The organism is Mameliella sp. MMSF_3455 (genome assembly GCF_030733205.1).
Taxonomy (GTDB): Bacteria; Pseudomonadota; Alphaproteobacteria; order Rhodobacterales; family Rhodobacteraceae; genus Antarctobacter.
The window spans coordinates 59,993-78,540 of sequence record NZ_JASHJL010000003.1 but is presented as its reverse complement, the minus strand read 5'-3'; the positions used below and the strand labels follow the sequence as shown (position 1 = coordinate 78,540).

Annotated in this window: 20 protein-coding genes; 10 read left to right on the top strand and 10 right to left on the bottom strand. The window is 62.9% G+C overall.

Annotation, left to right across the window (positions count from 1 at the left end; all coding sequences use genetic code 11):
- Positions 1-39: 39 nt before the first annotated feature.
- Both RBB42_RS02655 and RBB42_RS02650 read left to right on the top strand, forming a co-directional pair.
- On the top strand, positions 40-1,158 hold the full coding sequence (locus RBB42_RS02655; protein ID WP_305970046.1) for a polysaccharide biosynthesis/export family protein: 1,119 nt from the start codon (positions 40-42) through the stop codon (positions 1,156-1,158).
- Between the two features lie 58 nt (positions 1,159-1,216).
- Positions 1,217-2,428, top strand: coding sequence for an MFS transporter (locus RBB42_RS02650; protein ID WP_305970045.1), 1,212 nt, complete (start codon positions 1,217-1,219; stop codon positions 2,426-2,428).
- 99 nt (positions 2,429-2,527) lie between these two features.
- On the opposite strand, the gene RBB42_RS02645 is transcribed toward RBB42_RS02650, so the two are convergent.
- From RBB42_RS02645 to RBB42_RS02635, 3 genes are read right to left on the bottom strand one after another with little or no spacing between them, the layout of a single operon-like run.
- The gene (locus RBB42_RS02645; RefSeq protein WP_305970044.1) at positions 2,528-3,127 is read right to left on the bottom strand and encodes a Smr/MutS family protein; all 600 of its coding nucleotides are present in this window, start codon (positions 3,125-3,127) and stop codon (positions 2,528-2,530) included.
- Entirely contained in the window at positions 3,124-4,122 is a 999-nt protein-coding gene (mltA, locus tag RBB42_RS02640) for a murein transglycosylase A (protein ID WP_305970043.1), read from the bottom strand. Before mltA ends, RBB42_RS02645 begins: the two co-directional genes overlap by 4 nt.
- A 38-nt stretch (positions 4,123-4,160) precedes the next feature.
- The gene (locus tag RBB42_RS02635) at positions 4,161-4,823 is read right to left on the bottom strand and encodes a Tim44/TimA family putative adaptor protein (RefSeq protein ID WP_305970042.1); all 663 of its coding nucleotides are present in this window, start codon (positions 4,821-4,823) and stop codon (positions 4,161-4,163) included.
- Positions 4,824-4,928: 105 nt separating this feature from the next.
- On the opposite strand from RBB42_RS02635, the gene RBB42_RS02630 reads away from it, so the two are divergent.
- The gene (locus tag RBB42_RS02630) at positions 4,929-5,447 is read left to right on the top strand and encodes an FxsA family protein (RefSeq protein WP_305970076.1); all 519 of its coding nucleotides are present in this window, start codon (positions 4,929-4,931) and stop codon (positions 5,445-5,447) included.
- 55 nt (positions 5,448-5,502) lie between these two features.
- A complete protein-coding gene (gene secB, locus RBB42_RS02625) occupies positions 5,503-5,994 on the top strand; it encodes a protein-export chaperone SecB (protein WP_305970041.1) in 492 nt (163 codons plus the stop codon).
- A 13-nt stretch (positions 5,995-6,007) separates the two neighbouring features.
- On the opposite strand, the gene dnaQ is transcribed toward secB, so the two are convergent.
- From dnaQ to RBB42_RS02605, 4 genes are read right to left on the bottom strand one after another with little or no spacing between them, the layout of a single operon-like run.
- Positions 6,008-6,739 (bottom strand): DNA polymerase III subunit epsilon, encoded by a 732-nt coding sequence (gene dnaQ / locus RBB42_RS02620; protein WP_306043596.1) that lies wholly within the window; start codon positions 6,737-6,739, stop codon positions 6,008-6,010.
- Positions 6,732-7,325: a dephospho-CoA kinase gene (coaE, locus tag RBB42_RS02615; RefSeq protein WP_306043595.1), complete on the bottom strand. Its 594-nt coding sequence runs from the start codon at positions 7,323-7,325 to the stop codon at positions 6,732-6,734. Before coaE ends, dnaQ begins: the two co-directional genes overlap by 8 nt.
- Positions 7,322-8,155 carry a shikimate dehydrogenase gene (locus tag RBB42_RS02610; protein WP_306043594.1) on the bottom strand — a complete coding sequence of 278 codons (834 nt, stop codon included), beginning with the start codon at positions 8,153-8,155 and terminating at the stop codon, positions 7,322-7,324. The genes coaE and RBB42_RS02610 overlap by 4 nt, the downstream gene beginning before the upstream one ends.
- Positions 8,152-8,751 (bottom strand): Maf family protein, encoded by a 600-nt coding sequence (locus RBB42_RS02605; RefSeq protein ID WP_305970037.1) that lies wholly within the window; start codon positions 8,749-8,751, stop codon positions 8,152-8,154. The genes RBB42_RS02610 and RBB42_RS02605 overlap by 4 nt, the downstream gene beginning before the upstream one ends.
- A 521-nt stretch (positions 8,752-9,272) precedes the next feature.
- Between RBB42_RS02605 and rho the strand changes: the two genes are divergently transcribed.
- Genes rho through RBB42_RS02575 form a run of 6 tightly spaced genes read left to right on the top strand, consistent with a single transcriptional unit; the run spans position 9,273 to position 16,063 of the window.
- A complete protein-coding gene (gene rho / locus RBB42_RS02600; protein WP_305970036.1) occupies positions 9,273-10,544 on the top strand; it encodes a transcription termination factor Rho in 1,272 nt (423 codons plus the stop codon).
- Between the two features lie 7 nt (positions 10,545-10,551).
- A complete protein-coding gene (gene mnmE, locus RBB42_RS02595) occupies positions 10,552-11,829 on the top strand; it encodes a tRNA uridine-5-carboxymethylaminomethyl(34) synthesis GTPase MnmE (protein ID WP_305970035.1) in 1,278 nt (425 codons plus the stop codon).
- A gap of 3 nt (positions 11,830-11,832) precedes the next feature.
- On the top strand, positions 11,833-13,710 hold the full coding sequence (gene mnmG, locus RBB42_RS02590) for a tRNA uridine-5-carboxymethylaminomethyl(34) synthesis enzyme MnmG (protein WP_305970034.1): 1,878 nt from the start codon (positions 11,833-11,835) through the stop codon (positions 13,708-13,710).
- On the top strand, positions 13,707-14,324 hold the full coding sequence (gene rsmG / locus RBB42_RS02585) for a 16S rRNA (guanine(527)-N(7))-methyltransferase RsmG (RefSeq protein ID WP_305970033.1): 618 nt from the start codon (positions 13,707-13,709) through the stop codon (positions 14,322-14,324). Before mnmG ends, rsmG begins: the two co-directional genes overlap by 4 nt.
- Positions 14,317-15,126 carry a ParA family protein gene (locus tag RBB42_RS02580; RefSeq protein WP_305970032.1) on the top strand — a complete coding sequence of 270 codons (810 nt, stop codon included), beginning with the start codon at positions 14,317-14,319 and terminating at the stop codon, positions 15,124-15,126. Before rsmG ends, RBB42_RS02580 begins: the two co-directional genes overlap by 8 nt.
- A gap of 22 nt (positions 15,127-15,148) precedes the next feature.
- Positions 15,149-16,063, top strand: coding sequence for a ParB/RepB/Spo0J family partition protein (locus RBB42_RS02575; RefSeq protein WP_305970031.1), 915 nt, complete (start codon positions 15,149-15,151; stop codon positions 16,061-16,063).
- A gap of 3 nt (positions 16,064-16,066) precedes the next feature.
- On the opposite strand, the gene hemW is transcribed toward RBB42_RS02575, so the two are convergent.
- The 3 genes from hemW to rph are packed head-to-tail and all read right to left on the bottom strand — an operon-like array spanning position 16,067 to position 18,547.
- Positions 16,067-17,263 carry a radical SAM family heme chaperone HemW gene (gene hemW, locus RBB42_RS02570; RefSeq protein ID WP_305970030.1) on the bottom strand — a complete coding sequence of 399 codons (1,197 nt, stop codon included), beginning with the start codon at positions 17,261-17,263 and terminating at the stop codon, positions 16,067-16,069.
- The gene (rdgB, locus tag RBB42_RS02565; protein ID WP_305970029.1) at positions 17,223-17,837 is read right to left on the bottom strand and encodes an RdgB/HAM1 family non-canonical purine NTP pyrophosphatase; all 615 of its coding nucleotides are present in this window, start codon (positions 17,835-17,837) and stop codon (positions 17,223-17,225) included. The genes hemW and rdgB overlap by 41 nt, the downstream gene beginning before the upstream one ends.
- On the bottom strand, positions 17,834-18,547 hold the full coding sequence (gene rph / locus RBB42_RS02560; protein WP_305970028.1) for a ribonuclease PH: 714 nt from the start codon (positions 18,545-18,547) through the stop codon (positions 17,834-17,836). The genes rdgB and rph overlap by 4 nt, the downstream gene beginning before the upstream one ends.
- Position 18,548 lies beyond the last annotated feature (1 nt).

Sequence of the window (18,548 nt, the reverse complement as noted above, 5' to 3'; positions counted from 1 at the left end):
AACCACTAGAAAGTGACAAACACCGGGTGGGAGACTGGAGTGTCTGCAAAAGTAAGAGTTATCACCCTGTTGGCCGCCTTCCTTGCCTTGGCGGCGTGCAGCCTGCCGCGCGGCGCGGCGATCCAGTCCGAGGTACTCAACCAGAAGGATGCGGATCAGCCGACCTTTCAGGTGATCGAAGTCACGCGTGAAAACGTTCCAGGTCTTGCCACATGGTCCGCCAGCGGCTGGCACGGCCACTACCATTGGCCGAATACCAGCCACGGCAGCAGTTCCTCGGTCATCCGGACCGGCGACCGGATCGACATCATCATATGGGACAGTCAGGACAATTCCCTTTTGACCAGCCCCGGCGAACGCTTTGCCGAGATCAAGGGAGTCGAGGTCGACGCGCAGGGATCCATCTTCCTGCCCTATGTCAACAAGGTCGGCGTGCGTGGACTGACCGCGACCGGCGCCCGCGCCAAGGTGCAAGAGCGGCTCGCACCGATCCTGCCCTCGGCACAGGTTCAGTTGATCCTGCAGCAAGGCCGCGATCACACGGTTGACGTGGTGGGTGGTGTCGGCAAGCCCGGTGCCTACCCGCTGCCCTCGAGAAACTACAAGGTCCTCAACCTGTTGGCGGATGCCGGCGGCGTCATGCCCGACCTGCGCAACCCCCGTGTCCGGCTGCTGCGCGGCTCGAAAACCTACGAGATCTCGGTATCGCAACTGCTGTCGGACGGGTCCAAGAACGCGCTTCTCTTGCCGCGTGACACGGTGGTCATCGAACAGGACGAACGCAGCTTTACGGCCCTAGGTGCCAGCGGGATCGAGAACCTGATCTATTTCCCAAAGGATTACGTCACCGCGCTTGAGGCTGTATCGATGATGGGCGGCCTGTCGGATACGCGCGCCGATCCAAAGGGTGTCCTCGTGCTGCGGGAATATCCAGTCAAGGCCATTAGCCCCGCAGGCAACGGGCCCAAGATGCAGCAAGTCGTGTTCACCCTGGACCTGACCAGCGCCGACGGTCTCTTTGCCGCGCGCAAGTTCCAGATCCAGCCGGGTGACACTGTGCTTGCCACCGAAAGCCCGGTCACGGCGGCCCAGACGATCTTTAGGCTGGTGGGGTCGGTGCTGGGCGTTTCGGCCCAGGCGAACGCCATCTCGAACTGACCTTTGGCGGACGCGTTCAGCGTCCGCTTACTCACACATCGCGGGATAAGGGCGGGGCATGAGTCTCTTTCGCTTTCTCGCCGAAAACGCCCGCTGGCTGTCGGCCGGCGCACTGCTCACGTTTTTGTCGAGTTTCGGCCAGACATTCTTCATCTCGATCTTTGCGGGGGAAATCCGCGAAGGGTTTGACCTCAGCCACGGCCAATGGGGCGGCATCTACACGATCGGCACCAGCGCCTCGGCGGTGGTCATGGTCTGGGCCGGCGCGCTGACGGATCGGTTCAGAACCCGGGTGATCGGGTCCATCGTATTGATATTTCTGGCAAGTTCCTGCCTGTTCATGGCCTTGAACGCTTGGGCGGCCCTGCTGCCGTTGGTGATCTTCGCCCTGCGCTTCTGCGGCCAAGGCATGGCCAGCCACACGGCCGTCGTCTCGATGTCGCGCTGGTTCGTGGCGACACGGGGCAAGGCGCTTTCGATTGCCGGCCTCGGCTTTGCGCTGGGAGAGGCGCTGTTGCCGGTCAGTTTCGTTTCACTCATGCTGGTGATGGACTGGCGCTGGCTTTGGGTGGCGGTGGCCTGTGTCAGCCTCGGGGCGATCCCGGTTCTGTTGTTGCTATTGCGGAAGGAACGGACGCCGCAGAGCCATGCGGAGGCGGATCATTCGGTGGGCATGGAGCAGAGGCACTGGGCGCGGCCAGAGGTGCTGAAACACTGGCTATTCTGGTTCATGGTGCCGGCCTTGCTGGGGCCGCCGGCCTTCAACACCGCCTTTTTCTTTCAGCAGGTGCATTTCGCCGAGGTCAAGGGATGGTCCCATCTGGAGCTGACCGCCCTGTTCCCGATCTACACGGCGGCAGCGGTCGGCGCGATGGTCATGGCCGGTGGACTATTGGACAAGCTGGGCACAGGGCGGCTGATTCCATGGTCGCAACTGCCCATGTTCATTGGATTTTTCTGCTTTGCCTTGGGGGATAGCCTGGGCTGGACCCTGGTCGGGCTGCTGTTCGTGGCAATGACGACGGGGGCCACGCATACCCTGCCCAATGCCTTCTGGGCCGAGTTCTACGGCACTCGCAGCCTGGGTGCGATCAAGGCGATGGCGGCGGCGGTCATGGTCTTCGGTTCGGCCATCGGGCCGGGGATCACCGGTTTCCTGATCGACTTCGGTATCGGTATCGAGACGCAGTATATCGGCGTCGCGCTCTACTTTCTCTTCGCCACGGCGATGATGTGGGTGGGCGTTTCGCGGGCGCGGAAGATGCTCTGACACCACCCGGACATTTGTACAAAACGTACGTTTTGTACGCCGTTTTCAGCATTTTGTACAAAGCGGCAAGACATCGTTAACCCGCGTCTTTCGCGCCGATCACCGCCGCCGCTTGAGATAGACGTAATAGGCCCCTTCGCCGCCGTGTTTGCGGTGCGACTGCGAGACCTGCAGGACAGCCCCGGCCAAGGGAGGCATTTGCAACCACATCGGCACCTGTGTCTTCAATACCCCGCGGCGGCGGGGCATCGGATCATAGGGGTCTTCTCGCTGGCCCTTGCCGGTGATGACCAACACAAGGCGAAACCCGCGGGCCTGGGCATTCAGGATGAACTGCGCCAGGGCGCCATGCGCCCGGTCCACAGTCATCCCGTGCAGGTCGATGCGCGCCTCCGGCACCAGCTTGCCGCGCTTGAGCCGGGTAAAGGCCTTGGCGTCCATGCGCACCGGGGCGTCATGCAGGTGGTCGGCCGTGGTCTTGGGAAAGACATGGGTCTGGGTGCGCGGCGCGGATTTCTCTCCCATCGCGAAGGGCGACAGCGGATCGCGCGACGTCTCTTTCGCGGGTGACCGGGGTTTCGGCGCGGGCTTGGCCTCGTCCGTCTTGCGGGCGGGCCGCTTGTGCAGCGGATCTGCGGTCCGGGCGACCTGCTGCCAGAGCTCCTGCTCTTCGGGTCGTAGCTTGCGCCGCCGGGTCATTGTACCGCTTCGGGCAAGAGCGCATAGGCGCGCTGGATGGGCATGAGGACAACCATGCGCCCGCCGTCCTTGGTCCGCCCGGCGATGCGGCCCGCCTCGTCCCCCGTTCCATAGAAAATATCAGCCCGTTGCGCGCCCTTGATGGCAGACCCGGTGTCCTGGGCGATCATAAGGCGGTTCATCGGGTCGGCACCTGCCTTTTCGATCCAGACCGGCGCGCCCAGCGGCGTATAGCGGGGATCGACGGCCACCGAGCGCAGCGGCGTGATCGAACGGTTCATCGCGCCCAGCGGGCCTTTTTCGGGCGGCACCTCGTTGACCTCGCGGAAAAAGACGTAGGCCGCGTTGTGAAAAAGCAGTTCCCGCCCCGCGACCGGGTTGCGCCGCACCCAGTTAGCGATCACCTGCATCGAAACCTGGTGCGCGGTATAGACACCGCGCCGCACGAGTTCCCGCCCGATGGACCTGTAGGGATGACCGTTGGCGCCGCCATAGCCCACGCGGATCACCCGCCCGTCCGGAAAACGGATGCGGCCGGAGCCCTGGATTTGCAGGAAGAACAATTCTACCGGATCATCGACCCAGGCGATTTCAAGGCCCCTGCCCTCCATCACGCCGGAGGTGAGCAATTGCCGCCGGGTGAGCCAGGGACGGCGCAGGCGTGCCTCTGGCGGCATCTTGTAGACCGGGTAACGGTAGGTGCTGCTGCGGTAGGGCGCGCCGTTCAGTTCCGGTTCGAAATAGCCGGTGAAAAGCATGTCCGCCCCGTCGCGGATCAGGACCGGACGGAACAGCAGTTCAAAGAACCCGCGCGCGTCGTCGGTTTCACGCGCCAGTCCGCACAGCGCGGACCAGTCCGGATCGTCGAGATCGCCGCAGGTTTCAAGAAAGGCGGCAAGGGCCGCGGCATGGTCGTCCTCGGCCCATCCCTGCAGATCGGCAAAATCCAGGATGTCGTAACGCGGCCCCGTCTCTGTGGAGGCGGGGCCGGTCATGATGGATATCGCAAATGTGATCGCAAGGAGTAGGCGCGTCATTCGTCCGTGGCGACAAGCTGCCAGTTGGGATCATCGCTGCCCATGTTGCGGGCATAGGTCCAGACGTCTTTCTGACGCTTGACGGCGGTGGGCGATCCTTCGACCACCTCGCCTTCGGCGTTCTTCACGACCGAGGTCAGCTCGCCGACGTAGCGGACCGAGATCTCGGCCAGGCGCGAACCTTCGTCGAAGGTGGCATCGGCCAGGGTGAGTTCACGGACGCCGATGAATTCGGCCTCGATGGTCAGCCCCTGCTGTTCGCGCTGTTCCACGACCTCGGCGAAGGTCTGATAGACGTCATCCGCGAGAAATGGCCGCAGCTCTTCGATATTGCCGCGTTCAAAACCCATGAGGATCATTTCATAGGCCCCCCGCGCGCCCGAGAGGAACTCGGACACCGAGAAATGCGGCTCGATCCGTTTCATCGCGGCGAGCGCCTTGGCGGCGTCGCTGTCCTCGGCGACGTGGTCGATGATGTCATGGTCCGGGCCGCCTTCGATCACCTCGAAGTCGCGCGCCGACCGGCGGCGATCGTCGCTGGACGCCGGAGCCGGCGGTTTTTCGAACCCCTCCCGGGTGCCCAACACGCTCCGCAAGCGCAGAACGAGAAAGATGGCAATTCCGGCCAGGACCAGAAGCTGGAGGATGGGAGAGTTCATCGGCACCTCTTTGCAGGCAGCGTTTAAAGATCTTGCTTGCATCCTTATGTAGGTGAGGCGTTGGGGTTAGTCTACCTGCCCCGCCCTGATATGGAGGATCTTCGCATGTGGCTGTTCCTGGCCTTTCTCATGGTCCCGCTGATCGAAATCGCCCTGTTCATCCAGGTTGGCGGTCTGATCGGCCTGTGGCCGACGCTGGCCGTGGTCGTCCTGACGGCAATCATCGGGACCTGGATGGTCAAGGCACAGGGGCGGCTGGCGATGGAGAACCTGCGCCGCAGCTTTTCCGAATTGAACGATCCCGGAGAGCCGCTGGCGCATGGCGCGATGATCCTGGTATCAGGCGTGTTGCTGCTGACGCCCGGGTTCTTCACCGATGCGGTCGGGTTCGCCCTGCTTGCGCCGCCGGTGCGCGCGGCGGTCTTTGCCTGGCTGCGGCGGCGGGTGCATGTGACGCAGTTCCAGATGGGACCGGATCCGCGCGGGCCGGTCCATCGGGACCCGCGGGCCGGGCCCCGACCGGGGCCCCGCTCCGGCCAAGGTGACGTGATCGAAGGCGAGTACACCGAAGTTCCCAAGGACAAGGCGCCCAATCACCCGGGTTCGGGCTGGACGAGGCATTGAGGCTTTGCGCGGGCGCTGCTATGCCTCGCGCTGAGATTTTCACGGGAGACCCGACATGGCAGAAACCAACGGCAACGGGCAGGCACCTCAGCCGCCCAAGATGAGCATTCTGGCCCAATTCATTCGCGACCTGTCCTTCGAGAACATTCTTTCGCAGAAAGGTGTCAGCGGCGAGGTGCAGCCCGATGTGCAGGTGCAAGTGAACCTGGACGCCAAGAAGCGCACCGCCGAGAACCAGTACGAAGTCGTCATGAAGCTGAAGGTCGAGTCCAAGGCCAAGTCGACCGGCGACATGCTGTTCCTGCTGGAGCTGGACTATGCCGGCGTCTTCTCGATCGAGAACGTACCCGAGGACCAGCTGCACCCCTTCCTGCTGATCGAATGCCCGCGGATGCTCTTCCCCTTCGTGCGCCGGATCGTTTCGGACGTGTCGCGCGACGGTGGCTTCCCGCCGCTGAACCTGGAAACGATCGACTTTCTCGCGCTGTACCGCAACGAGATCGCCCGTCGCCAGGCGGCCCAGCAGGACACGCAGGCCCCGGCCTGAGGAAACCCGGCGCTCAGGTCTTGAGCCAGAGCGCCTCGTCCCCGAGATTTTCGACAAAGGCGGCGTGAGCCGCCTTTTCCTTTTCCGTCAGGCGGCTGGGCAGCGGTGTGCTGCGCGGGCGCGGACGCCAGAGCGGTTCGGCATCGACGCCGCCGCCGCTGGATCCATGCGACGACAGGCCGAAGTCCGGCTGCTTTCCACCGATCAGTTCAAGGTAGACCTCGGCCAGGATTTCGGAGTCGAGAAGTGCGCCGTGCAAGGTCCGCGAGGAGTTGTCGATGTTGAAACGGCGGCAGAGCGCGTCCAGCGAGGCCGGTGACCCGGGAAAGCGGCGCCGCGCCATGTCCAGCGTGTCGATGGCGCAATCCTTGGCCAGAGGCGGGCGGTTAGCCCAGCGCAGCTCGGCGTTGAGGAATTTCACGTCGAAGCTGGCATTGTGAATGACCAGCTTGGCATCCTCGCCGATGAAGGCGCGGAACTCGTCCACGATCTTGGCGAATACCGGCTTGTCCCGCAGCGTGATTTCACCGGGTTTGGCCGGGCGCGGCGGTTCGAGCAGGTCCGGCCCGATGCCGTGCACGCCAAAGGCCTCGTCCGGCATGCCCCGCTCGGGGTTGATGTACTGGTGATAGGTGCGGCCGGTTGGAACGTGGTTGTACAGTTCCAGCGCCCCGATTTCGACGATGCGGTCGCCCTGTTCCGGCTCGAACCCGGTGGTTTCCGTATCGAGAACGATCTCACGCATGTTGCAACCTTTGTTCGATGTCCTTCAGCACATCCTGCACCTGGGCGCGGGCGTGCTCAAGCGTGTCGGTTTCGATGACATAGGTGGCGCGGGCGCATTTTTCCGCGTTGGGCATCTGGCGGGCGAGGATGCGGGCCAAGTCATCGGCGCTCATGGTGCCTCGATCCAGCACGCGGGCCTCTTGCGTTTCACGGGAAACATTCACGCAGGCGGTGGCATCCATCGCGGCATCGCCCCCGGTTTCGAAAAGGAGCGGGATGTCGAAGACCCCGATGGCCTGCGGGTTGGCGGCGATGAAGGCCTCTCGATCCTGTTGAACCAGCGGGTGCACGATCTGTTCTATCCGTTTCAGCGCGCTGCTGTCATCGGCGATGATCCCGCGCAAGGCATCGCGGGACACCTGATCGTTTTCAACGGCTTGAGGATATATCTCCCCGATGGGCGCAACCGAGGCACCCCCCGGCCCGTACAGGCGGTGAACGGCGGCATCCGCATCCCAGACGGCGCAGCCCGCCTCGGCGAACATCTGCGCCGTGGTCGATTTGCCCATGCCGATAGACCCGGTCAGGCCAAGCTTGAATCTCATGCCAGAACGATCTGCCGGGTGGCCTCGTCGACCTCGGGGCGGGCGCCGAACCAGCGTTCGAAACCGGGCACCGCCTGGTGCAGGAGCATCCCCAGCCCGTCGACAACGGTGCAACCTTGGGCCCGGGCCTCTCCCAGCAGGCGGGTTTCCAAGGGTGAATAGACGAGGTCCGTCACCAGCATGTCCGGGGTGAGGGCGTCCAGCGGCACGCGGAACCGGGGTTTACCCGTCATGCCCAGCGACGTCGTGTTCACCACTGTCGCGCAGCCCTCGACGATATTGCCGGCCTGCACCCAGTCAAAGACCTGCACCTTGTCGCCGAAATCCTCGCACAGCTGTTCCGCCCGCGGTCGGGTGCGGTTGGTCAGTCGGATTTCCGGCACGCCCACGTCCAGCAGGGATGCGATCACCGCCCGGGCCGCGCCCCCTGCCCCGAAGACCGTCGCAGGCCCTGAGGCCGGGTCCCAGTCCGGCGCGTTCTGCTGCAGGTTCTGCATGAAGCCGTAGCCGTCGGTATTGTCGGCGTGGATACGCCCGTCCTCGCGGAAGATCAGCGTGTTCGCGGCCCCGATCAGCCGGGCGCGGTCGGAGACGCTGTCGGCGATCTGCATCACCTTTTCCTTGTAGGGCACGGTGACGTTGAGGCCAACAAACCCGAGTTGCGGCAAGAGTCGCAGGGTTTCCGTCAGCTTGTCCTCGGGCACGTCGATGGGGACGTAGTGTCCGGGCAGACCGTGCGTCTGCAGCCAGTGTGCGAAGAGGCGCGGAGAGCGGGAATGGGCCACGGGGGACCCGATGACGGCGGCAAGCGGGATGCGTGCGAGGCTCATGCGGCGATGGTTCCTCTGTTCGTCAGGTAGGCCAGCAGTTCCAGCAACGGCAGGCCAAGAATGGTGAAATGGTTGCCCTCGACCCGGGCAAAAAGGCGGACGCCTTCGGATTCGAGCTTGTACCCGCCAACCGAGGTGCCGACATCCGGCCAGTTCCGGTCGAGGTAGTCATCGAGGTAGCTGTCCGAGAAAGGGCGCATCGTCAACCGGGCGGTCCCGACGTGGCGCCAGACCGGCTGCGCCTCGTGGTAGAGGACGGCGGCGGAGAGCAGGCGGTGGGTTTCCCCGCGCAACCGGCAGAGCTGGTCGCGTGCCTCTTCGCGGCTTTGCGGCTTGGACAGGGTGGTTCCCTTGAAATCCAGTACCTGGTCGCAGCCAAGCACGAGTTTCTCGGGGTAGCGTTGCCCCAGCTTGCGGGCCTTTGCCTCTGCCAGGGTGTCGGCGATGTCGCGCGGGCTGGCCTCTTCGAGGGTCAGGGCGGCCTTGAGGCTGTCCTCGTCCACCCTCGGCGATTCGGTTTCGATCACGAGTCCGGCCGCGCGGAGCATGTCAGCGCGGATCGCGGAGCTGGAGGCGAGAAGAAGGTCGGCAGGCATGGGGATGAAACCGGGGAAAATTCGGTGCGCAGGCTTGTCGATGTTTCTGAGGAAAAAGCGCGGCACATGCAAGGCTGGTGGCGAAACACAGGCTCTTCCCATGCAGCGCAGCACTCATCCGGCTGTGTGAAAGAACAACGCGCGTCCGGTGCGAAGATGAACAGAGACCGGTTTGTCAAAAGAGTTATCCCGAACAGGATACCCTTGGAAAATGACGCCTAACTGACTGAAAACACAAATTCTATCGCAAGATGTTCGAAACCGTCACGGTACTATCCCGCGAGTTTTCCCAAGGTGTTTCCCTGTTCGGAAGGCTGGGGACAATTCGATAATCCACAGATCCGAAGGCCCCTAACACTTCATAATCCTTTTCTTTTATCTATTTATTAAAGGAAGGGTGTTCCGCGAACTTCATTGACGGGAACCCCGGCAATGCGATACGCACCGTCAGCCTTCGTCCGAAGGCGAACTTTCCCGTTAGACAAAGGATGTGTGGGCCTCCGGGCACCACGTTATGTGCCATGAGCGAAGAAAAGCTTAACCTGTCCGACCTGAAGGCGAAGAGCCCGAAGGATCTTCTGGCGATGGCCGAGGAACTGGAAATCGAAAACGCCTCGACCATGCGGAAGGGCGAGATGATGTTCCAGATCCTGCGGGAACGCGCGGACGAGGGATGGACCATTTTCGGCGACGGGGTGCTGGAAGTGCTGCAGGACGGGTTCGGTTTTCTGCGCTCGCCCGAGGCGAACTATCTGCCCGGTCCGGACGATATCTATGTCTCGCCGGACATGATCCGGAAATACTCGCTGCGCACCGGGGATTCGATCCAGGGCGAGATGAAGGCGCCGGACGGGGAAGAGCGGTATTTCGCGCTTGTTTCCGTGTCAGAGATCAACTTCCAGGAACCTGAAAAGGCCCGGCACAAGATCGCCTTTGACAACCTGACGCCGCTGTACCCGGACGAGCGCCTGAAGATGGAGATCGAGGATCCGACCATCAAGGATCGCTCGGCCCGGATCATCGACCTGGTGGCCCCGATCGGCAAGGGCCAGCGGAGCCTGATCGTGGCGCCGCCGCGGACGGGTAAGACGGTGCTGCTGCAGAACATCGCGACGAGCATCGAGCGGAACCACCCGGAGTGCTACCTGATCGTCCTGCTGATCGACGAACGTCCCGAAGAGGTGACGGACATGCAGCGGTCAGTGAAAGGCGAGGTGATTTCCTCGACCTTCGACGAACCGGCAACGCGGCACGTCGCAGTCTCGGAGATGGTGATCGAAAAGGCCAAACGCCTGGTCGAACACAAACGAGATGTTGTGATCCTTTTGGACTCGATCACCAGACTTGGTAGAGCCTTCAACACCGTGGTGCCTTCTTCGGGAAAGGTCCTGACAGGCGGTGTGGACGCGAATGCGCTGCAGCGACCCAAACGGTTCTTCGGTGCGGCGCGGAACATCGAGGAAGGCGGATCGCTGACGATCATCGCGACGGCGCTGGTGGATACCGGCAGCCGGATGGACGAGGTGATCTTTGAGGAATTCAAGGGCACCGGCAACAGCGAGATCGTGCTGGACCGCAAGGTGGCGGACAAGCGGGTCTTCCCGGCGCTGGATATTCTCAAGTCCGGCACCCGGAAAGAGGACCTGCTGGTGGACAAGGTCGATCTGCAGAAGACCTTTGTCCTGCGTCGCATCCTGAACCCGATGGGCACGACTGATGCCATCGAGTTCCTGATTTCCAAGCTGAAACAGACCAAGACGAACACCGAGTTCTTCGACTCAATGAACAGTTGATCCTGGCATGGACACGATCTTTGCCCTGGCAAGCGCGGTCGGGAAAGCGGGCGTTTCGGTTGTGCGCGTGTCCGGACCCCTTGCCTGGGAGGCAGTGGAACGCCTGAGCGGCCCCCTGCCCCGCCCGCGCATGGCCTCTGTCCGGCGGTTGATGTCGGGCAACGGGGATTTCCTTGACGAGGCATTGGTCCTGATCTTCGAGGATGGGGCGAGCTTTACCGGGGAGCGCGTGGCCGAGTTCCAGGTGCATGGCAGCGTGGCCGTTGTCCAGGCGCTGTTGCGCGAGCTGGGAGAGATGCCTGACCTGCGCGGGGCGGAGCCCGGGGAATTTACCCGACGGGCGTTGGAGAATGAGAGGCTGGACCTGAGCCAGGTCGAGGCCTTGGCGGATCTGATCGACTCCGAGACCGAGCAGCAACGGCGGCAGGCCTTGCGGATGCTGACCGGGGCTTTGGGAACGCGTGTGGGGGAATGGCGGCAGAAGATCCTGCGTGCCGTTTCCTTGTTGGAAGTCACGATCGACTTTGTCGATGAAGAGGTGCCTGTCGATGTTTCGGACGAGGTTCGGGATCTGTTGCGGGCTGTCAGCGATGATATCCGGCGCGAACTGCGTGGCCTTGAGTCGGCAGAGCGGGTGCGGTTGGGATTCGAGGTCGCGATTGTCGGTCCGCCGAACGCGGGCAAGTCGACCCTGTTGAACTACCTTGCCGGTCGAGATGCGGCGATCACCTCGGATGTTGCCGGCACCACCCGGGACGTGATCGAGGTGCGCATGGATATAGGCGGATTGGCTGTCACCCTTCTGGATACGGCCGGGCTGCGCGACTCGGATGACAGTGTCGAACAGATCGGCGTGGCGCGGGCCCGGGAACGGGCCGGCGCGGCGGACCTGCGGGTTCATCTTGTGCCCGAGGGGGACAGCCCCATGTTGGCGGTGTCCGAGGGGGACATCGTCGTTACTGCGAAGGGTGACAGGGCGGGCCAGGGTGTTTCCGGGCTGACGGGTCTTGGCGTTCCCGAACTGCTGTCGGCGATCGAAGCGCGGCTGATCGAAGAGGTGCAAGGCGCCGGGTTGGCCTCGCGCGAACGGCACAGGGTTGCGCTGGCCGAGGGGCTGATCCATCTGGAACAGGCGCAGGTGCTTTTGGAAGATGGCATCGACGTGTACGATGTGACCAGCGAGGAAGTCCGTATCGCCTTGCGGGCTTTGGAACAGCTGGTGGGTCACGTAGATGTTGAACAGGTTCTGGACCAGATCTTTTCCAGCTTCTGCATTGGCAAGTGAGGAGTGTTTCACGTGAAACATGAAGCCTTTGACGTGGTCGTCGTCGGTGGCGGACATGCAGGAACCGAGGCGGCTGCGGCCTCGGCCCGGATGGGCGCGCGCACGGCGCTTGTGACACTGCGCCTTCAAGATCTTGGGGTCATGTCCTGCAACCCGGCGATTGGTGGGTTGGGCAAAGGCCATCTTGTCCGCGAAATCGACGCGATGGACGGAATCATGGGGCGGATCGCCGATGCGGCAGGGATCCAGTTCCGCCTGCTGAACCGGCGCAAGGGACCAGCGGTGCAAGGCCCCCGTGCCCAGGCAGATCGCCGGCTATACGCCGAGGCGATGCAGGCCGAGATCGCAGGTACAGAGAAACTGCAAGTGATCGAGGGTGAGGTCGTGGATTTCCTCATGTCCGGTGGCCGTGTCGAAGGCGTTGCGCTGGGGGATGGGTCGGAGATTCGGGCGGTTTCGACAGTGCTGACCAGTGGCACTTTCCTGCGCGGCATCATTCATATCGGCGATGTTCAAAAGCCGGGCGGACGAATGGGTGATCGTCCCTCTGTTCGCCTTGCGGATCGGATCAAGGACATGGATCTGCCGATTGGTCGGTTGAAGACGGGAACACCGCCGCGTCTCGACGGGCGCACCATCGACTGGAGCGGGTTGGACATGCAGCCCGGGGACGATAACCCGGTGATGTTTTCGTTCCTCTCCCCTGCCCCGAAGGCACGGCAGATCTCTTGCGGGATTACCCATACCACGGAACGCACCCATGAAATCATTCGGGACAACCTGTCCCGGTCTGCCATGTATGGCGGTCATATCGAGGGGGTCGGGCCCCGCTATTGCCCCTCGATCGAGGACAAGGTGGTGCGTTTCGCCGACAAGACGTCTCACCAAGTCTTCCTGGAACCAGAGGGTCTGGATGTTCCGACGATCTATCCCAACGGGATTTCGACCTCCCTGCCCCAGGACATCCAGGAGGCTTATGTCCGGAGCATTCCCGGTCTCGAACAGGTCGAGATCATGCAGCCCGGTTACGCCATCGAATACGATTATGTCGATCCCCGCGCCTTGGCGGGGACGTTGGCTCTGCGTGATGTCGAGGGTCTGTACCTGGCCGGGCAGATCAACGGGACAACCGGGTATGAGGAAGCGGCGGCGCAGGGTCTTGTGGCCGGTCTGAATGCGGCGGCGCAGGCGCAGGGCCGCGACGCCATCAAGTTCTCGCGGACGGAAAGCTATATCGGGGTGATGCTGGATGATCTGACCACGCGGGGCGTCAGCGAACCGTACCGGATGTTTACCAGCCGTGCGGAGTTCCGCCTGTCTCTGCGGGCGGACAATGCGGACCAGCGCCTTACGCCCAAAGCGATGGGCCTTGGCACTGTTTCCGAGCATCGGCGCAAGGCCTTTGATGACAAGATGGAAAGGCTTGCCGCTGGGCGAGAAAAGCTGGATGCGCTCACTTTCAGCCCCAATCAGTTGCGTTCCATCGGGATCAACGTCAACCAGGATGGTGCACGCAGAAGTGGGTTCCAGATGTTGTCGTTCAAGGACGTCACCCTGCAAACACTTGTGCAACTTGAGAAAGATCTGGGGACTCTTGACGACGAGACGGTGGCCCAATTGGAGCGTGAGGCGCTGTACGCGAATTACCTGGAAAGACAGGCGCGGGATGTTGAGATCCTCAAGAAGGACGAAGCAGTCGAGATTCCATCGGATTTCGATTTCGACTCTTTGCATGGTCTGTCCAACGAATTGAAGCTGAAGCTGTCCCGGACCAGGCCCGAAACCATCGCACAGGCGGGTCGCATAGATGGGATGACTCCGGCGGCTTTGACCTTGATCCTTGCCAAACTGCGCCAGAATCTGCGTAAGAACGCTGTATGATCACGCCCGAAACGCTTGGCCTCGATGTTTCACGTGAAACACTGGAGCGCCTGACTCACTACCTCGCATTGCTGAACAAGTGGAATCCGCGCATCAACCTCGTGGCGCGGGCCACTTTGGCAGAGGCTGTAGACCGGCATTTCGTCGATTCTGCGCAGCTGGTGACAGTCCTCCGCCAGCCATTTGGCCATTGGGTCGATATCGGCAGTGGCGGGGGTTTTCCGGGGCTGGTTGTTGCGATCCTTCTGGCGGAACGCGCGCCGGATGTCCAGGTCAGCTTGATCGAATCGGATACCCGCAAGGCAACCTTTCTGCGCAGTGTCATCCGTGAGACGGGCCTTTCGGCCAGGGTCTACGCGCAACGAATAGAAGCCTGTACCCCGCAAGAGGCCGCGATCCTTTCCGCCCGAGCCCTCGCCCCCTTGGCGAAACTGATGGAATTTGCGGCCCGCCACCTCTCCCCGGGAGGGACGGCATTGTTCATGAAGGGCGAAAGCTGGGGAAAAGAGCTCGAAGACGCACGCAGCCAATGGCAATTCTCTTGCACCCCGCATACAAGTAGAACCAACCCCAACGCAGTTGTCCTGGAAATCGGAGACCTCGTCCATGTCTGATCCGACTCGCCCCCCGGGTCCCAAAATCATCGCAATCGCCAACCAGAAAGGCGGCGTGGGCAAGACCACGACGACGATCAACCTTGGGGCCGCGCTTTGCGAGCAAGGACACAAGGTCCTGGTGGTGGATCTCGATCCGCAGGGGAACGCCTCGACCGGGCTGGGAATCGAACCCGATGACCGCGAGTTGACGACTTATGATCTGCTTTTGGGCGACGTGCCGCCGGGTGACGTCATCCTGAAAACATCGACCGAGAATCTCTCACTGGTCCCGGCCACCGTGGACCTCAGCTCGGCCGATATCGAACTCTATTCCAACGAGAAACGCAGCTTTCTTCTGCATGATGCGTTGCGCCATCCAGCCCTGGACGACTACGGGTTCGACGTGATCCTGGTCGATTGCCCCCCTTCCCTGAACCTGTTGACCGTCAACGCGATGGTCGCCGCGCATTCGGTTCTCGTCCCCCTGCAAAGCGAGTTCTTCGCCCTCGAAGGCCTGTCGCAACTCATGTTGACGATCCGCGAAGTCCGGCAGAGTGCCAATCCGTCGCTGAGAATCGAAGGCATCGTCCTGACGATGTACGACGCCCGCAACAACCTGTCCCAGCATGTCGAGGCGGATGCGCGGGCAAACCTCGGCGATCTCGTGTTCTCGACGGTGATCCCCCGGAACGTGCGCGTGTCCGAGGCGCCTTCTTACGCGCTGCCGGTGCTGGCCTACGACACGTCCTCGAAGGGGGCGCAGGCCTATCGCGCCCTGGCCGAGGAATTGCTGAAGAAAAACGACAAACGGGCCGCCTGAACGGCGGCAACAGAGGACGGGCATGGTAGAGAAACCCAAGAAAGACACGCGCCGCGGCCTGGGCCGCGGCCTCTCGGCACTGATGGCGGACGTGGGTCCGGCAGAGGAAACCCCCCAGGCGGAAAGCCCCAGACGGGCAGACCGCATGGTCCCGATCGAATCCTTGATCCCCAATCCGGACCAGCCCCGGCGCAGCTTTACCCAGGCCCAACTGGAGGAACTCGCCGCGTCGATCCGGACCAAGGGTGTGCTGCAACCGCTGATCGTTCGCCCTTCCCCGCATGAGGAAGGCAAGTTCGAAATCGTTGCCGGTGAGCGCCGCTGGCGTGCGTCGCAGATGGCGCAACGCCATGAGATCCCAGTCCTTGTGCGGGATTTCGACGATACCGAGGTGCTCGAAGTTGCGATCATCGAGAACATCCAGCGGGCGGACCTGAACGCCATCGAAGAAGCGGCGGGCTATCGTCAGCTGATGTTCAAGTTTGGGCATACGCAGGAAAAACTGGCCGAGGCCCTGGGCAAGAGCCGTAGTCATATCGCCAACCTGATGCGTCTTCTGAACCTGCCCGAAGGCGTGCAGGAGATGGTTTCCGAGGGCCAACTCAGCGCCGGCCACGCTCGCGCCTTGATCACCGCAACCGATCCGGACGGTCTGGCAAAGACGGTTCTGGCCAAAGGGCTGTCGGTGCGCGAAACCGAGAAGCTGGCCAAGCAGATGACCCCCGAAGGCAAGCCGCGCAAGAAGGCGCCCGAAGGTGGATTCCAGATGGACAAGGATGCGGACACGCGCGCGCTCGAGGGGGATCTCAGCGCCGCGCTTGGCATGAAGGTCCGGATAGACCACAAGCCCGGCGATGATGGCGGGCGCTTGACGGTCTCCTACGATACGCTGGAACAACTGGACGCGCTGTGCGGGTTGCTCAGCACCTCGCGGTAGGCGTCAGGGCAAGAGGGCGGCGATTACGGAATTGAGTACAAGCCGCCCCTGCCCCGTTGCCCGCAGCATCGGGCCGCTCGTCTCGACAAGGCCCAGATCCTGCAGGTCGCGGATGGCAGTTTCCGGCGCTATTCTGCTGTCCAGCGCATGCAATCTCTCAAGATCTAGTCCTTCTGTCAGGCGCAACCCCATCATGAGGTATTCCCCGGCCTGATCTTCCAAGGATAACACGTTCCGGCTTTCCAACCCGCTCCCGGCTTCTGCATGTTGCAGCCACTTGCCGGGCGCAGACCAGGCCACGGTGGCCTGACGCGCGGCACCGCTGCCGACCCGCCCGTGGGCGCCGGGTCCGACACCCACCCAATCGCCGTAGTGCCAGTACACGAGGTTGTGCCGGGATTGCGCCCCGGGCCGCGCATGGTTCGACACCTCGTAGGCTTCGAATCCGGCGGCCTGGCACAGTTTCTGCGTCAGTTCGAACATGTCCGCCGCCAGGTCTTCTTCCGGCAGTCCACGCAGGCCCCCGGCCCGTGCCCGATCCCAGAAGGCCGTGCCTTCTTCGACCGTCAACTGGTACAGGGACATGTGATCGACGGCCATGTCCAGCGCCTCGGACAGTTCAACCCGCCAGTCCTCCAGGGACTGGTTCTGGCGCGCATAGATCAGGTCGAAACTGACCCGATCAAAAACCGACCGCGCAATGCCGAAGGCGGCACGGGCCTCCTCGACGTCGTGTAGGCGCCCCAATCGCCGCAAGTCCTCCGCTCGCAAGGATTGTACGCCCAGGGACACGCGGTTCACACCGGCCATCGCGTACCCCTCAAAGCGCCCTGCCTCGACGGACCGCGGATTGGCCTCCAGCGTGATCTCGATATCGTTGGCAAAGGTCCAGCAGTCGCGCGCTGCCTCGATCACCGCAGCCACCGTTTCCGGTGCCATCAGAGAGGGCGTCCCGCCGCCGAAAAAGATGGAGTTGAGCACCCGATCCGGGGTTTCGGTCCCTGCCCGCCGGATCTCCTCGGCCAGGGCCTTGGCCCAGCGTGTCTGGTCGATGTCCCTGACGACATGGCTGTTGAAGTCGCAATAGGGACATTTCGCCTCGCAGAACGGCCAGTGGACATAAAGCCCGAACCCGCCGATCTGCCAGTTTTCCGGGGCCCTACGCGTCAAAGCATCCCGCCACGAACTTGCGGAAGGCATCCGCCCGGTGCGAGATCTTGTTTTTCTCCCAGCGGTCCATTTCACCAAAGGTCATGTCATACCCTTGCGGCTGAAAAATCGGGTCGTATCCGTGGCCCTGCGAGCCGCGCATCGGCCAGACCACCCTGCCCTCCATCACGCCCGGAAAGACCATGTCCTCGCCATCCGGCCAGGCCAGCACCAGCGTGCAGCAGAACCGCGCGGTCCAGGGTTCTGGAATACCCGTTTCCTGCAGGCGGTCATGGGCCTTTCCCATCGCCATGATGAAATTGCGCCCATGCGGGGTTTCGGCCCAATCGGCGGTATAGACACCGGGCGCCTTGTCCAGCGCGTCGATCTCGATCCCGCTGTCATCGGCCAGCGCCGGCAGGCCGGTGGCCTTGGCCGCCGCATGGGCCTTGATGCGGGCGTTCTCGACAAATGTCGTCCCGGTCTCCTCGGGTTCAGGCAGACCCATTTCGGCGGCTCCCACGCAGGCCACGCCGAAGGGTTCCAAGAGATGCGCGATCTCGTCCAGCTTGCCCTGGTTGTGCGTGGCCACCAGCAGCTTGTCACCTTCGAAGCGTCGGGTCATGCCACGGCAGCCCGCTGTGCCGCGACCAGTTCCGAGACACCTTTCTCCGCCAGGTCCATCAGGCGGCCCATCTCGTCGCGGGAAAAGGTCGATCCCTCGGCGCTCATCTGGACCTCGATCAGGCGGCCGTCGCCGCGCAGGATGAAATTTCCGTCGGTGCCCGCCTCGCTGTCCTCGGGATAGTCCAGGTCAAGCACCGGCTGCCCGGCGTAGATCCCGCAACTGACGGCGGCGACCTCGGAAACCAGCGGATCGGTGATCACGTCGCCCGCCTTCATCAGCTTGTTGACCGCCAGCCGCAGCGCGACCCAGCCGCCGGTGATCGAGGCGCAGCGCGTGCCGCCATCGGCCTGGATCACGTCGCAGTCCACGGTGATCTGCCGTTCACCCAGCGCGTTGCGGTCGACACCGGCGCGCAGCGCGCGCCCGATCAAACGCTGGATTTCCACCGTGCGGCCGCCCTGCTTGCCCGCCTGTGCCTCGCGCCGCATGCGCGACGAGGTCGAGCGCGGGAGCATGCCGTATTCCGCTGTCACCCAGCCCTGACCCGACCCCTTGATAAAGGGCGGTACACGTTCTTCCAGCGAGGCGGTGCACAGAACATGGGTGTCGCCCATGCGGATCAGGCACGAGCCCTCGGCATGTTTGGTCACACCCGTTTCAATTGAAACGGCGCGCATTTCGCTTAAATCTCGTCCCGACGGTCGCATA